Below are 14,907 nucleotides of genomic sequence, written 5' to 3'. Positions count from 1 at the left end.
TTTAAGGGGTGCACTTCAATCTGTATGCTTTGATCCACTAAGTGTCGCGGCAATTTGTATATTATTTTCTTCTACAACACGGGACGCCATAAGAGTAAAGCCCTGAATGATATCTTTAGCAGTCTTTTGCCGTTTTAGATTGATTTCATTTTGGGTTAAGGATACGATTCTTCGTAGGTCTGTGTCATCTTGATAAGAGGTGGTCATCTGAGCTCTCCTCCTTCTTGGGAAATCCAGTGCTTTGCAGTAAAAGACATAGAACATGGATCAATCTGAACAGTAATTTATTATCAATTATATCACGAATTGTCAAGTCTACCGCTTTTTTGTTCCGGTCTCGATGAAAATGAAGATTATACACCCACAGCTCATTATGCCCCATTCTCATCAGATAAGAAGCAATATAATAGTTTTTCCGAGGTTCATTGAAAAGAGGGTCAGTAGATTTGGTTTTAACAACCTCTACAGCCGCCCACGTAGCATGTTCCTTGGAGTCCATGCTGATCACCCCTAGGCTATGACCACTTGTGCCCTCATCAGCAATTTTTAAGAGGTGTCCTCCTTCTACCTTATAAATCGTAAAGTCTGCAATTAATTTCAAGTCAGAAACAGAAAACCGACCATTCCGATATCGGTATAAAATAGTGATTAGTCGGTCAAGTAAATCCGCCATGTATTCAGAGGATAAGTTTGCCTCGCTTAGTTCATCATATAGCTGATGAAGAGATTGATCTGCTTTTGCAATAATCGAGTTTATAACCTCTTTTTGCCGTAATAATTCTGCTTCTAGCTCATTGTTTTGTTTTAAAAGATGGGATTCTTTTTCCTCATACCTTGCTTGATGAGCAAATGTAAAGCTATCAAATTCGTTTTTTAGTCTTTCAAACGTTTTGTTTAATTCTTCTTCTCCATTTAGAGAATGATTGACAAGATATAACAAGCCTTTAAAGGAGAAATCCGAAAACAAAAAGCTCCCTGTAAAAAGATCATACTCTCTTCTTTTTAAAAACCGATACGCTCCTATATGAAAATGAGTACTATCTAGTTGCGTCATTAACCAAAGGTATCTACTTAATGAAATAAATAAAATTAACCCTGATATTCCAAAGCCTAATGCAGATGACACTCCTAAATAGGGAACTGCAAAAGGAATTCCAATAATACCAACACTTGGTATTGCTGAGCTTAACGATTTAACAATTCCTTCTGAGTCCAAATTTTTCACGGCTTCCATCATTTTTCCAACATCTGGGACAAGCTTTAATACCAGTGGTATAATCCAGCCTTGGTTCTGAGTATCCTCATAGCTTTTACGGAACCTGTGCATAACGGGATCGAAATTTTCAGATAGTCTGATGAGTGAATTATGATAATTGGTACCTATTGTTTGTTTGATACCCATTTTTCTCAGCCTGCAATGGCTGACTCACCTCCTATGGGTGGAATATTTGTTACGTACTATCCCATAGGTGCTATTTCTTCACGTTAGCTATTTTACTTATTCTGCTTTTTTTCCCTTTTCCCTAGTATTTTTTGGTATTTATTTTATTTTTTAAGTCTCATGCAAAAAAAGCCCAATCCCTAGCTGTATTCGCTTTAAGGATTAGGCTTCTCTTTGTTGCTAGATATCCTTCGTAATATCTAATGAATCGTAAAACTGTTGAGTTGCATTCCGACGTTCCCTACGCATTTTTATTCGTTGTGGTGCCGTTTGGTAGAGATAAATTTCTTCTTCCGTCTCTGGAATGATTGGTGGTACAGGAGTTGGTTTTCCATTTTCATCTAAAGCGACAAAAGTAACAAACGAAGTAGCGGTTAATTGACGTTCTCCAGTTTGCAAATTCTCGCTGATGATTTTAACAAAGACTTCAATGGATGTACGCCCCGTCGAAGTAACGAACGCGTCCACACATACTGAGAAGCCCAGCTTTGCGGGTACGATAAAGTCAACCGAATCAATCGAAGCTGTTACAACTGGCTTGCGTGAATGGCGCATTGCCGCAATAGCGCTCACTTCATCAACATAAGACATAATTGTCCCGCCAAAAATGGTACCATGATGATTGGTATCTGAAGGTAAGATAAGCGATGCTTTCACCGTACGCGATTCTTTGACCGTCTTTCCTTTTAACTCCATGTCCATAGCAGTTTCTCCCTCTCTAGCTGTACTGATATATGGCTTCGATAACCGCCTGATACGCTTCCTCACCAAAAGAGCGTTCGATAAGCTCTCGGCCCCAGATATAAGCAGGCTGATATCCATCTAATGAAAAAAGGTGTTCTTCAATGTGCGTTGCTTGTTTACGTTTTTCCTTGTTAGCACAGTAGAATATGTCCAAATATTCATGTCCCCAGCGTGAAAAGGCTGCTGTCTCTTCCGTTAAAGCAGTTATTAGGATGTGTTCATTGTCCATCATCACTAAATCAATCGGGTATAGCTGACAGCTAAACGGTTTTATGGAATACACATCCTTTTGCTCGCGCAGCCCATGAGCATGAAGCAAACAGCAGCGCTGTCCATCTACTTGTCCATAGAATAGACAGGAGCCTTTTTCCATACGTACGACTCCTGGTTCAGCCGATTCAAAGCAACCATGCTCCATAACCCTTTGTTGTGATCGCCCGTTCAGATAGGCGGCAGCAACAGAGCGACTTTCTGCTTCAATAATTGAAAACTGCCAGTCCTGTACAGCATACGGTTGTCCATTCTCGCAACACGTTTCACGATGAACAATATGACAATTGAAGCAATCTAGATGACACGGCCTTTGCAGGGCATCTACATCAATGTAGAAATGCCCTTTTTGCACAAGGCGGTTTTTCTTCCTCTTTACATATTTATGCAAATGGTACGATTCTTTCTGAGACATCCGCTCAGTCGTACCGTAATATCCGTAGGTTTCAACATTTCTCATTTTGCTAGAACAAGCTCCGCCTCTGTACCGAAAATACGTACTAGTTGTTCTTCACTCACACCAAGATCTTGTTCGTCTGCTGGGATTTCCATTAAGAGCTCCACCTCATCGTCATCTTCTAAGAAGCGAAGGGCCAAATCTTTTTCCTCGAACTCATTATCGACTAGACTCACCTCTAGCAAAGTCCCACGAAAGGTAGTTACTACCTCGTCTTCTTGCTCGTCGCCTTCCCAATCTGTATATGTTATCTGCACTTGCTGATTTACATATGCTTTTTCTAGTATTTCCATTAGGGCAGCATGGTTATGAATATCCATAGTTACCTCCTTATTAATCTGAGAGAGCAGCACTTTACCTGTTAGCTTACCCGCTATAGCACTCTTTTGAAAAGCCTTTTTTATTTGTAAACGTTTCCTTTTTTCGACTTTACTTTTTTACCGCGTGAAAAATCATACGCGGAGAGCTTGCCTTGTCGTAAGGTTTAAAGGCATAGTCACCAAAGACCTGAATCTGGATAAATCCAGCATCCTCTAGCATTCCCATCATCTGTTCCAATTCAAATAATCTTACCTGTTCCTGATAGATACGCGGCTCTCTCGCTTCAACGTCGTGGATTGTAATCTCTTTTTTTACAAAACCATCTTCAAGACGACGACGTTCTGTAATCAATAAGCCATTTGCTTCTCGTTCAGATTGTGGAACCAGATGTGCTTTTACATAGCTAGGGTTAAGGTAATCAATCACAACTTCTCCACCCGAGCGTAAAGCTTTCGCCATATTTTTAATAACCTGAGCGCTCTCTTGATCATCAGAGAAATATCCAAAGCTCGTAAACAAATTAACAACAATATCAAATTCCGACTCAAACGGAATGTCTCTCATATCATATTGATAATACGTAACCTGCTTTTCGTCATTAAGTAGCTCCGCCTGCTCTAACAGCACAGAAGATAAATCAACTCCCACTACCTCATAACCACGTTTGGCAAGGGCTCGCGAGTGTCGACCGCTTCCACAGCATAAGTCTAGAACTCTTCCCTCACTCTTAATAGGCAATCGTTCCAATAAGTTATGTATTTCTTGATCCGCAGAAGCCTCGTCTCGATGCTGATATACCAGCAGATAGTCTTCTCGGAAGCTTTTTTCAAACCAAGCGTCTCCCATGCTCTCTACCCCTTTTGATTCTCATTTCGTCTGTTACATTTGTAACTACTTCGGTTATTATATCATACCCCGGTTCGTAGATTTTACATTTACCTGTTTGCAGAAAACTTTAGGTTTACGTTCTTCCATTGCAAGTAACCTCTTACTCCTAAATGATCGAAGCCTAAAGCAGGATCAATCTAAATCAATGTAGCAAAACGACGGCTTTGCTTATTCTGTTCAGCAAAGCCGTCGGAACAACTAGCGTCGGTAGTGACGAGCTGTATTAATTTTATCAGACAAACGTGCCAATACCACCTCTACAGAGTTGATATCATCCAGCACATCGTATTCATTGATATTAACACGCAATACCGGACAAGATGTAAAATTAGTAATCCACTCGTCATACCTAGCATACAGATCCTTCCAGTAACGAAGCGGAGTTTGTTGTTCCATTGGTCGACCGCGTTCCTGAATGCGATCAATGATATCCTCAAAGCTACCCTCTAGAGAAATCAGCACATCTGGATGCGGAAAATAAGGTGTCATCACCATTGCTTCAAATAATTGAGTATAGGTCTGATAATCCTCATCTGTCATATTTCCCTGATCATGCAGCATCTTAGCAAAGATGCCTGTATCTTCATAAATAGAACGGTCCTGGACAAATCCACCACCGTAGTCAAAGATACGTTTTTGTTCCTTAAAGCGTTCTGCAAGGAAAAAGATTTGTAAATGAAAGCCCCACCGCGATAAATCATCATAAAATCGATCCAAATAAGGATTATTGTCAACTTTTTCATAAGAAACACGGAATCCAAGCAATTCAGCTAGCGCTTTCGTAAACGTTGACTTGCCTACACCCACCATCCCAGCAATGGTAATAACCGCATCACTTGGAATTTGATACTTTTCACGCAATTCATTTGTTTGAAAAACCGACATGATAAACTCCTTATCGCTGTTTAGTTAGATTGCTAGGTAAAAATTGTGCGACACGCTTTATAACATAGTCCAAATCTTCTTTTTGGTGTACATAATCTAGTTGATCACATTCAATAGTCAATACAGGGATTGTTGGATGCATCAATTGAAATTGGTGCATAAATTCCTCATAATCCGAGATCAAATTCTCCATATAAGACCGTTCAATCATTTGTTCCATCCCTCGACCACGTAGTGCAATCCGTTGCATCGCCGTTTCGACAGAAGCTTTTAAATAAATAACTAAATTAGCTTGAGGAATATCACTAGTCAGGATGCCATAAATTTGCTGGTACTTTGGTAAATTATCTTCACTCAATGTCCGTTTAGCAAATATTGTATTCTTAAAAATATTATAATCAGCCACAACAGAGTACCCATTATGTAGCCGTTTTGCTATATCTTGTAATTGTTTATAGCGATTGCAAAGAAAGAACATCTCAGTCTGGAAGCTCCATTCCGAAATATTTTCGTAGAACTTGTCCAAAAATGGATTCTCGTACACAATCTCTTCCAAAAGCTCCAAGCCCCACTGCCTGCTAATCGCCTTTGACAAAGAGGTTTTCCCTACCCCAATCGGGCCTTCCACTGTAATAAAAATGGATTTCATGCGTATCTGTACCCCTCCCAGTAAGACCAAAACGAATATCATTTTACCATGTGAAACGATCATTTGTCGAAAGGAAAAACATATTGAAGTAGGCAGCCAATTATTATGCACACAATTCCGATATGTTATTATGTAATTAACAAGAAACAATGAAAATAAAGCCACAGGGAGGAATCGTACATGCGTGTTGCTCAAACCATGGCTGATTTAATCGGTCACACTCCGATTGTCCAGCTACAACGATTGATAAGCCAAGACATGGCACAGGTCTTTGTAAAACTAGAAAAATACAACCCGAGCGGCAGTGTGAAAGACCGAGCAGCCTATCATATGCTTGTACAAGCGGAAAAGGCAGGCAATCTTTTAGTCGGTTCTACCGTCATTGAACCAACCAGCGGCAATACAGGCATCGGTTTAGCAATGGCATGTGCCGCTAAAGGATACCGTTGCATAATTGTTATGCCAGATACAATGACCCGCGAACGCATTCAACTGTTACGTGCTTATGGAGCTGAGGTCATTCTCACCCCTGGCGACGAAAAAATGCCGGGTGCCATTCGCAAAGCTAAGGAATTAGCCGTTAGTATTTCAAACAGCTTTATCCCTATGCAGTTCGAGAATGCCTCAAATCCAGATATTCATCGGAATACCACTGCTTTAGAGATAATCGAACAGATGGGAAGCTCGCTTGATGGATTTGTGGCAACGGCAGGTACAGGTGGAACCATTACTGGATGCGGTGAAGTATTACGTCAGCATTACCCAGATCTGCACATAGCTGTAGTAGAACCCTCTGGATCACCAGTATTAGCAGGTGGAAAGCCAGGTCCCCATCAAATTGTAGGCACAAGTCCAGGTTTTATCCCTCCCATTCTCAATCAACAAGTATACGATGAAATCATTCATATAACCGATGAGCAAGCTATTGAAACGACACGCAAGCTTGCTTCACAAGAGGCAATCCTAGTCGGACCCTCTTCCGGTGCAGCAGTTTATGCAGCCTTGCAGGTAGCCAAACAATTGGGCCCCGAAAAAAAAGTACTTGCTATTTGTGCAGACAGTGGAGAACGCTATCTGTCTAGTAATTTATTTTCATTCCTACCATAAATTTTGGTTATATAAACATGTCACTGTACATACAAAAAGATCATGCGAGACGATATCCGCACGATCTTTTTTGTTAATAAAAGGTCAGGTAAAATATTCAATCTTAGCATCCGGAAAGAGCCGTGCAATCTCTTTTTGCATATGTGTCTTTAATGCATTGGCTTGAATATCAGGATAGATATACTTACCTTTCCCATACTTTCCCCATTTGTATTTTCGTTCTTCCTCATTCATGATTAATTTTGTTTTTGGGTATCTCTTTAGAATTAAGCCTTTAGCTATTTTCGTAAATCGGTGCTGTATCAATTCAAAAGTGATATCCTTTTTTGCTTCATCATCTAGTCGTGAGCTGAGACGTTCCAACAAATCTGTATATCCTGCTTCCCATCCATCAAACCAGTACAGTGGTGCAATAATAAAACCGAGCGGATAACCTGCCATCGAGACCTTTCCCGCTGCCTCAATTCGCTGTTCAAAGGAAGAGGTTCCCGGTTCAAAATTTCGTATGACATAATCTGCATTCATGCTAAACCGAAAACGAGTATGCTTGTTATGCTTTGCATCCAGTAAGGAGTCAACCTGATGGAACTTAGTTACGAAGCGCAAGCGCCCCAATGGCTGCTTTCCCATAAATTCAATCGCTTTTTTTAGATTTCCTGTTAGATGCTCAATATTGATCGGATCTGATGTACAAGCCGCTTCAAATCGAGTTATCTCTGGTACTCGCTCCTGAATATACGCTTCGGCCTTTGCTAAAATTTCGTCTGTATTAACATAGACGCGAACATATGGCTTTGTACCTACATTTGTGTTTAGATAGCAATAATGACAGTGTGCAGCACACCCCGTCGCCAGAGGAAGCGCATATTCAGCAGACGGCTTTGACTGTTCGAATTTAAGCGTTTTTTTGACTCCAACCACCAAAGTACGTTTGGCATTGCGGTATTGTTGCAGTTCCGTATCCCCCGGAATTCCACGCACCTGATTGTGGCTTGTTGTCATTTTAATAGGAATATCGGATTTCTGGTATTTCTCATACAATTGTTTCCCAAGTGGAAAGGAAAGCGCATCTGGTTCAAAATAAACCAAATCAGGCTCAAAGTATCGAGTTGGGCCTGTTGTGCCATTCCCCCCTGTCTGATTTCCAAAGACCTGTTTTGCAGTGGATGGTCTTTCCAGCATCTGAGTAGTCATGCTATCCCTCCTCTTACTACTAGCATTTCCGTGTTAAATACATCAGTAGCAAGGGGAATATTGGGTATTATAATTGCATCTCTTTTTTCATAGTATGAAGCACCTGCAATGCTCTGTCTTTTTCTCCAATAGGAACCTGAAGATTATAAATGAAGGTGGCTCCGCTCTTTTTGGACGTAATTCTACTTCGGATATGAGCCAGCTTTAATCTCTGCCGATAATCCTCAGCTGCTCTCGGTAGACCATACGACTGGTGTATACTTACCCATTTAACCCACATGAAGCATCACTCCTTCCTTAATTAACGAAAACGCTTACATCTATAGATATTGCTATTCAGGAAAAGGCAAAAAAACAGTATAGTTATTCTACTATCATATGCGTCCTGTCTAATAAAGCACCTCTCCCGTTAAAATTTATCTGCATGATTTTGTGAAATCGCACTCATACAACGAGAGAGGTTTTCCATAAGAGGCAACTTAGAGTGGGAGCTGAACCCAGTGGTTTGTTGGCCCATGACCAGAGCCAAGATTTGGTGCCGTTTGAATAGCTATTACGATAAATTGTTGTGCGGTATGAAAAGCGGTTACAGCATCAGCTCCTTTAGCTAATTCGGCTGTAAGGCATGCTGAGAATGTACAACCTGTTCCATGAGTATGTCGAGTATTAATTCGTTCATGCTCAACTTCATGAAAATATTGACCATCAAATAATAGATCAGTCAGTTGGTGATCAAGCATATGACCACCTTTCATTACTACGTGAGCCACTCCATATTCGTGGAGATATTTTGCTGCTTCCTTCATATCAGCTACATTTTGAATTGTTCTCCCCACTAAAACCTCAGCTTCCGGTAAATTAGGAGTAATAATATGAGCTTGGGGGAGAAGCTGAGTCAAAAGCGCTTGAATCGCTTCATCCTGAAGTAACTTGGCACCGCCTTTAGCCACCATAACTGGATCAATTACCAATTTGGTTGCTTGATGCTTGCGAAGTTGTTCCCCTACCGCTTGAATAATTGAAGCATTAGCTAGCATGCCTGTCTTAACAGCATCAGCAGGCAAATCATCTAATACTGCTCTGATTTGATCAGCAACAAACTCTGGGATCATTACATGAACACCGTGAACACCCTGTGTATTTTGAGCGGTAATAGCAGTAAGAGCACTGGTGCCATAAACTCCTCTTTGATGGAAGGTTTTAAGATCAGCCTGTATTCCAGCTCCACCGCCACTATCGGAACCTGCAATTGTCATAGCTATAGATGGTTTCTTCACTCCGATCCCCCGCTCTATGTATCAATCTTCTGTCTATTCCTATTTAGTATAACAGAAGAAAGCTATATCACCCAACTGTCAGGTTTAGCCGCCTACTGATTTTCGCCGCTGCTTTCTCTGAATTTGGTACACGATCCAAGCCGGATGCTTGCGAGCCGTTTTATAGAGAGACAACTGGCGTACAAATAATAAAAATAACAACGCTGTGACAAACAGAAGCAATACCATGCTAATCTGTCTTGTTGTTGCGGAAGGTAAAACAAATAAGAGAGCTAATGGAAATAAAATAATAAGCGCTGCATTTGTAAAATGTTTTTCTCTTTTCCTTGGTTCTTCTGCTGTTATTTTTTTCTTGTAAGAACATTCGCGTTGCTGAACTGATAGGATTAAGCGCCACTTGCCAGCCGTAGCTATTTCCAGACCAGCTCCTATATAAATAACGCCAAGTATGGCGTACACCCACCACTCTCTAACATGAAAAAAGATATGTATAAGCTTGCCGGAAATAAATAATAAATCAACTGATGTAAGAAAACCATAATATGCATGGAACAGTAGGCTTAAAACCTGCCTTCGATGCTCATATGGCTGAATAGAAATCCATATTCCCATAACAATCGTCATAAAATGCAAGGCAATCAAAGGATAGGTAACTTCTCTAGGATGAACAGGGTCTAGTTGCAATGCAAACCAAATAACAAAGATATGAAGCAGTAAAATAGCCGTGTACATCGCTCTCGAATGTACAAATGGTATAGCAATAACGGGATGACTCTCTGGTTTAATCTGTTTTTTGTCTGTTTCAGGGGGCAGGCTCTGCTTGATGAGGTTTACTTTCACACGGATTTACCTACTCTCTTATATGATAAGTATTTATAATAAAAGTAGGCGAAGATAGCTCTATTTTGCAAGTAATTTTTCTTCAACAACCTGAATTTTCATTTATATCTGAAAATAAACAAGCAGCCGATTCCATTCGACCGCTTGTTGGCATTTGCCTTTAGTCTTCCATCGTAGATAAATCTCCGGTCGGCAGCCCCAGCTCCCACGCTTTAAGCACTCGACGCATGATTTTACCAGAACGTGTTTTTGGAAGCTTATCACGGAACTCAATCTCACGAGGTGATGCATGTGCTGCCAATCCTTCTTTGACAAATCGCTTAATGTCATCCATCAGCTCATCACTGGGCTCATACCCGTCACGCAGAGCAATAAAAGCCTTAATTACTTCTCCACGCACAGGATCAGGTTTCCCAATAACTCCAGCTTCAGCAACTGCAGGGTGTTCAACCAATTTACTTTCGACTTCAAATGGTCCAACGCGTTCACCAGAAGTATTGATTACATCGTCAATACGCCCCTGGAACCAGAAATAGCCTTCCTCATCCTTATAAGCAGAATCGCCTGAAATATACCATCCAGGCATATGAAAATACTCTTCATACTTGGCGGGATTTTTCCAGATAGCTCGCATCATAGACGGCCAGCCTGCTTTAATAGCCAAATTCCCCATGCGATTGGGCGGTAGTTCATTTCCTTGATTATCCAAAATGGTCGCATAGACGCCCGGTACTGGTTTACCCATGGAACCTGGCTTAATCGGCATACTTGGATAATTGGAGATTAATTGCCCACCTGTTTCTGTCATCCACCAATTATCATGGATACGTTTTTCAAAAACCTTCATACCCCAATACACAACCTCAGGATTAAGCGGCTCGCCTACACTCAAGATATGACGTAAAGAGGTAAGATCGTATTTTTGAACTAATTCATCCCCCGCTCCCATCAGCATGCGAAAAGCAGTTGGTGCACTATACCAGACGGTAATTTTATTTTTTTCCAGCGTCCTATACCAGTCATCTGGTGTGAATCGGCCACCGCGGACAACATTGGTTACACCATTGAGCCAAGGCGAAAAGATACCATAAGATGTCCCAGTCACCCAGCCTGGGTCGGCGGTACACCAGTATACATCATCATCTTTTAAATCCAGTACCCATTTTCCTGTTTGGTAATGCTGAATCATTGCATTGTGCACATGCAATACGCCCTTTGGTTTTCCAGTAGAACCTGATGTATAGTGTAAAATCATTCCGTCTTCTCGATCTAGCCAAACCATATCGAATTCATCGGAAGCTTGTTCCATTTGTTTCTCATAGCTTACTTGTCCGTCAGTTGCCTCTCCTTTCGCTCCCACTACAATAACATGCTTGAGATGAGGTAGCTCCTTAACTGGAATACGCGGTAGTAAGGTAGGAGTTGTCACGATAGCTACTGCTTTACTATCTGCTAGTCGATCTCGAACAGCCGCCTCCATAAAGGCTTCAAATAACGGGCCTACAATAGCCCCATTCTTTAAAATCCCCAATAAGCTTACATAAAGCTCTGGAGTACGTGGCATGAAAATAAATACGCGATCTCCTTTATTTACTCCCAAATCATGAAGTACGTTAGCAAAACGGTTGGAAAGCCTGCTTAATTCAGTGTAGGTATAGCTTTCTTCTCGTGTAGAATCACTATAGACAAGCGCTATTTTATCTTTCTTTTCTGAATGAGCATGACGATCAATAGCCTCATAGGCCATGTTAACCTTGCCTGTCTCGTACCAACTGAATTGTTTCTCTACATCTGCCCATTGAAAGGTTTCATAAGTGCGATCGTAATCTTTAAGGTTACTATTTTCTTGGGTTGCTGGAATGCTTTCAACTTTCATATTCTTCACTCTCCGATTCTCTAGGTTCATGTACTGAGAAGACTTTCCGACATACATATTTCTCCATGTACGAATCAATTCCTCTTAACCTTTTGATTATTCTAACATTTTAGATAAATCAACGCTACCCATGATTAAAGCACCAATTGTCATGACAGGAAGCTCTAGTTTCTTACCTCATTCCCTTGAGATGATTAGGTTACACACCCCGCTTTATTTAGGTGAGTGAAGGAGCCAAAATGTCCTCTTTATCAAGAACCAAACGGATCAATAGCAGCTAAACTAAATACTCACAATATCTATGGCTAGGTAAACAGTATCTTTCACAGCGGTGGATTTAGCTATAATTACGAATAGGTAAGATAGGCATCCCCTAAAAATCATGTAACGATTAGGAGATGCCTGTATTTTTTACTCTGTTCGGACGCTTGCCTCACTATCCTCTTCACGGATGTTTGTCCCGTCAACAGTCCCTAGCGCATAGGAATCACTTACCTGCTCATGCGTCACGGCTAACCCTTTACTTTGTATGTCATTACTTTGGTAATCATTGATACCATATGATTTTGTAACATACTGATCACTTGAAGCCTGCTTATTGTTACCCTTATTGTTTTGCTTTTCCACCTTACATACCTCCTTATATCATTTACCGTTCCTCTTCTATTTTGCTTTGTCCCTTTTATTTTTAACCATTTGCTCCACTAAGATTTTCCGTCATAAAGAACGGGGAAACGTACAGGCTAAAGATAATCTAATGTGGGGAGGAGTTTAAGTGAAAACCATCTTTACACTATTATTTGTTGGCCTTTTAGCAGGTGTTTTGTTTACGGGAACTAACTGGCTCACTCCGGGAAAACAAATGCCGCAAGCAGTGAAATCCCCTACCTCACGAACTTTGGAAAACAAAAAAGAACCGCCGACTGTAACTCAAGATCAAGCAGGGGTTCCCAAAATTAACTATGTTGAGCAAGTCCGGGACATGCGTCGAGATATGGAGCGTCGACAGCATATCAAGACCATTCATCACAACAAAAAGGATAAGAGCCATTATGTAGAGCGAGAGGTAGTGGTTCACTTCACTCCTCGTCCTTCCAATCAAGATTTACAAAAAATGCTACGCAAGGTTGACGGATATGTAAAACGGGACTTTAAAAAGGCAATGATTATTAAATCCCGCACGCTTTCTACTGAACAACTGATGAGGTATTTTGCTGAACATCCAGACTCTGTCTATGCGGAACCCAATTATTTACTGCTGCCAAATAAACAACCTAATGATACCTACTACAAACGCTATCAATGGAATCTTAACCAGCTAGGTATGGAACAAAGCTGGGAAATAACTGAAGGCTCCAGTCAGGTCATTGTAGCCGTGGTAGATACAGGGGTTGACTTGACCCACCCTGAGTTCAAAGGAAAATTGGTGAATGGATACAATGTATTAAACGGTAGTAAGCGCCCACAAGATGATAATGGTCATGGAACGCACGTAGCGGGAATTATCGCCGCCCGTACCAATAATCAGGATGGGATCGCCGGTATCTCTTGGAAAAGTAAGATTATGCCTATTAAAGCAATTGGAGCAGACGGTAGTGGTAGTGCTATCGACATTGCTCAGGGAATCGAGTGGGCTGTTGACCATGGGGCTTCTATCATTAATTTAAGTGTGGGAAACTATGTGTCCTCCGCAGCCTTAAAGGCAGCATGTACGTATGCCGATCAAAATGATGTAGTACTTGTAGCTGCCACTGGAAACGATGCAAGCGAGCAACCAAGCTATCCTGCTGCTTTTCCAGAAGTAATTGGGGTTTCAGCCGTCGATCAGGATGAGAATCTAGCAGAGTTCTCTAATTATGGAAAAACGGTTAGTGTCGTTGCCCCAGGAGTAGATATTCCTAGTACCTATATCTACAAAGACTATGCGGCACTCTCAGGCACGTCGATGGCTTGCCCTCATGTCGCAGCGGTGGCCAGTTTAATCCGTTCTGTTAATCCCTCTCTTAGCAATAAACAGGTCAGACAAATTCTAGAAAAGACAGCAACAGACTTAGGCGCACCAGGTCGAGATTCATTATATGGGTACGGATATATCAATGTAAAAAAAGCGCTACAGGAAAGTCAAGTGGGACAAGAAACAGCACCTCTAATTTCTCCCGCAGCTACGCCTTCCACTGAGAACCAGGCTCCAGCTTCTGGCTTTCAGCGTTTTTTAGAGTTACTGCTGGGTCGCTATTTACAATCATTTCGTACCCACCAGCAATAAGGTATATCCCCATCTAAAAGGAGGACGAGGTTAGTGAAAGCCGTCATTTTGTTTGCTCATCCTGGAACGAAAAGCTTTAATCACGCTATCTTGCAGCAAGTGACAGAAAGCCTGCATAAGCATGGTATCACCCCAACCTTACGTAATTTATATGAACAAAAATTTTCACCCATTTTTTCTCCCGCTGATATGCAGGCATTGGAATCAGAGCAAGTGCCAAAAGCCATCGAAGAGGAACAAACCATTTTATCGGAATCTGATCTATTGATTATGATTTATCCTGTTTGGTGGTGGTCACAACCAGCCATTTTAAAAGGTTACATTGATCGTATCTTTTCAGATGGGTTTGCTTTTAAATATGAAAAAAATGGGCCTGTTGGTTTGTTAACGGGGAAACAAGCCCTAGTTTTTACAACTACACGAGAATCACAGCAGGAAATGCAGGCAAGTGGTCTAGATGAGGTTGTTAAAAAACAGGTCGTAGATGGTATTTTGCGATTCTCAGGATTTGAACCAGTTATCTATCATAATTTCGCAGAAGTACCGTATGTGGAGGAAGCTATTCGAGAAACCTATCTACAACAGGTAGATCAAGCGGTTGCTTCGTTAAAACTTCCTGTACTGATGTAGACCCTATGGAAAAATAGGCTTTCCTCAAATGGGATAGATGTTGTCTTACATGCTACAGTTCC

General features: G+C 41.2%; 17 protein-coding genes. 3 read left to right on the top strand and 14 right to left on the bottom strand.

All coding sequences use genetic code 11. The features are described 5' to 3' along the window. Positions 1–15 precede the first annotated feature (15 nt). The 8 genes from AYJ08_RS15900 to AYJ08_RS15865 form a co-directional block, all read right to left on the bottom strand. The gene (locus tag AYJ08_RS15900; RefSeq protein WP_064018536.1) at positions 16–207 is read right to left on the bottom strand and encodes a hypothetical protein; all 192 of its coding nucleotides are present in this window, start codon (positions 205–207) and stop codon (positions 16–18) included. Beyond that, positions 185–1,402, bottom strand: coding sequence for a hypothetical protein (locus tag AYJ08_RS15895; protein ID WP_064018535.1), 1,218 nt, complete (start codon positions 1,400–1,402; stop codon positions 185–187). The genes AYJ08_RS15900 and AYJ08_RS15895 overlap by 23 nt, the downstream gene beginning before the upstream one ends. Before the next feature lie 219 nt (positions 1,403–1,621). Beyond that, entirely contained in the window at positions 1,622–2,143 is a 522-nt protein-coding gene (locus AYJ08_RS15890) for an acyl-CoA thioesterase (RefSeq protein ID WP_031414133.1), read from the bottom strand. 16 nt (positions 2,144–2,159) lie between these two features. After that, positions 2,160–2,915 carry a DUF3109 family protein gene (locus AYJ08_RS15885; protein ID WP_064018534.1) on the bottom strand — a complete coding sequence of 252 codons (756 nt, stop codon included), beginning with the start codon at positions 2,913–2,915 and terminating at the stop codon, positions 2,160–2,162. After that, on the bottom strand, positions 2,912–3,232 hold the full coding sequence (locus AYJ08_RS15880) for a hypothetical protein (RefSeq protein WP_031414131.1): 321 nt from the start codon (positions 3,230–3,232) through the stop codon (positions 2,912–2,914). Before AYJ08_RS15880 ends, AYJ08_RS15885 begins: the two co-directional genes overlap by 4 nt. A 109-nt stretch (positions 3,233–3,341) precedes the next feature. Continuing rightward, positions 3,342–4,079 (bottom strand): class I SAM-dependent methyltransferase, encoded by a 738-nt coding sequence (locus tag AYJ08_RS15875; RefSeq protein WP_064018533.1) that lies wholly within the window; start codon positions 4,077–4,079, stop codon positions 3,342–3,344. A gap of 240 nt (positions 4,080–4,319) precedes the next feature. Further along, on the bottom strand, positions 4,320–5,006 hold the full coding sequence (locus tag AYJ08_RS15870; RefSeq protein WP_064018532.1) for a deoxynucleoside kinase: 687 nt from the start codon (positions 5,004–5,006) through the stop codon (positions 4,320–4,322). A 10-nt stretch (positions 5,007–5,016) separates the two neighbouring features. After that, positions 5,017–5,655 carry a deoxynucleoside kinase gene (locus tag AYJ08_RS15865; RefSeq protein ID WP_064018531.1) on the bottom strand — a complete coding sequence of 213 codons (639 nt, stop codon included), beginning with the start codon at positions 5,653–5,655 and terminating at the stop codon, positions 5,017–5,019. 180 nt (positions 5,656–5,835) lie between these two features. Between AYJ08_RS15865 and cysK the strand changes: the two genes are divergently transcribed. After that, positions 5,836–6,762, top strand: coding sequence for a cysteine synthase A (gene cysK, locus AYJ08_RS15860; RefSeq protein WP_064018530.1), 927 nt, complete (start codon positions 5,836–5,838; stop codon positions 6,760–6,762). A gap of 84 nt (positions 6,763–6,846) precedes the next feature. Here cysK and splB read toward each other — a convergent pair whose 3' ends face one another. From splB to AYJ08_RS15830, 6 genes are all read right to left on the bottom strand, one after another. Next, the gene (gene splB, locus AYJ08_RS15855; protein ID WP_082890988.1) at positions 6,847–7,956 is read right to left on the bottom strand and encodes a spore photoproduct lyase; all 1,110 of its coding nucleotides are present in this window, start codon (positions 7,954–7,956) and stop codon (positions 6,847–6,849) included. Positions 7,957–8,023: 67 nt separating this feature from the next. Continuing rightward, positions 8,024–8,236, bottom strand: a complete 213-nt coding sequence (locus tag AYJ08_RS15850) for an SPOR domain-containing protein (protein WP_003338143.1) — start codon at positions 8,234–8,236, stop codon at positions 8,024–8,026. Positions 8,237–8,435: 199 nt separating this feature from the next. Further along, positions 8,436–9,233 carry a bifunctional hydroxymethylpyrimidine kinase/phosphomethylpyrimidine kinase gene (gene thiD, locus AYJ08_RS15845; protein WP_064018529.1) on the bottom strand — a complete coding sequence of 266 codons (798 nt, stop codon included), beginning with the start codon at positions 9,231–9,233 and terminating at the stop codon, positions 8,436–8,438. Positions 9,234–9,317: 84 nt separating this feature from the next. Continuing rightward, positions 9,318–10,073 (bottom strand): hypothetical protein, encoded by a 756-nt coding sequence (locus tag AYJ08_RS15840; protein WP_064018528.1) that lies wholly within the window; start codon positions 10,071–10,073, stop codon positions 9,318–9,320. A 160-nt stretch (positions 10,074–10,233) separates the two neighbouring features. Further along, complete coding sequence (gene acsA, locus AYJ08_RS15835) at positions 10,234–11,949, bottom strand: acetate--CoA ligase (RefSeq protein WP_064018527.1); 1,716 nt, start codon at positions 11,947–11,949, stop codon at positions 10,234–10,236. A gap of 411 nt (positions 11,950–12,360) precedes the next feature. Further along, positions 12,361–12,576, bottom strand: a complete 216-nt coding sequence (locus tag AYJ08_RS15830) for a YozQ family protein (RefSeq protein ID WP_064018526.1) — start codon at positions 12,574–12,576, stop codon at positions 12,361–12,363. 148 nt (positions 12,577–12,724) lie between these two features. Between AYJ08_RS15830 and AYJ08_RS15825 the strand changes: the two genes are divergently transcribed. Both AYJ08_RS15825 and AYJ08_RS15820 read left to right on the top strand, forming a co-directional pair. Then, the gene (locus AYJ08_RS15825) at positions 12,725–14,215 is read left to right on the top strand and encodes a S8 family peptidase (protein WP_064018525.1); all 1,491 of its coding nucleotides are present in this window, start codon (positions 12,725–12,727) and stop codon (positions 14,213–14,215) included. 33 nt (positions 14,216–14,248) lie between these two features. Then, positions 14,249–14,845: an NAD(P)H-dependent oxidoreductase gene (locus AYJ08_RS15820; RefSeq protein ID WP_031414119.1), complete on the top strand. Its 597-nt coding sequence runs from the start codon at positions 14,249–14,251 to the stop codon at positions 14,843–14,845. The last annotated feature ends 62 nt before the right edge of the window (positions 14,846–14,907 follow it).

The organism is Brevibacillus sp. SKDU10, assembly GCF_001645205.1.
In the GTDB taxonomy this organism is placed as follows: Bacteria; Bacillota; Bacilli; order Brevibacillales; family Brevibacillaceae; genus Brevibacillus_B; species Brevibacillus_B halotolerans.
Note: the sequence above shows the minus strand (reverse complement) of the source record. Positions and strands in the feature narration are given on the sequence as shown.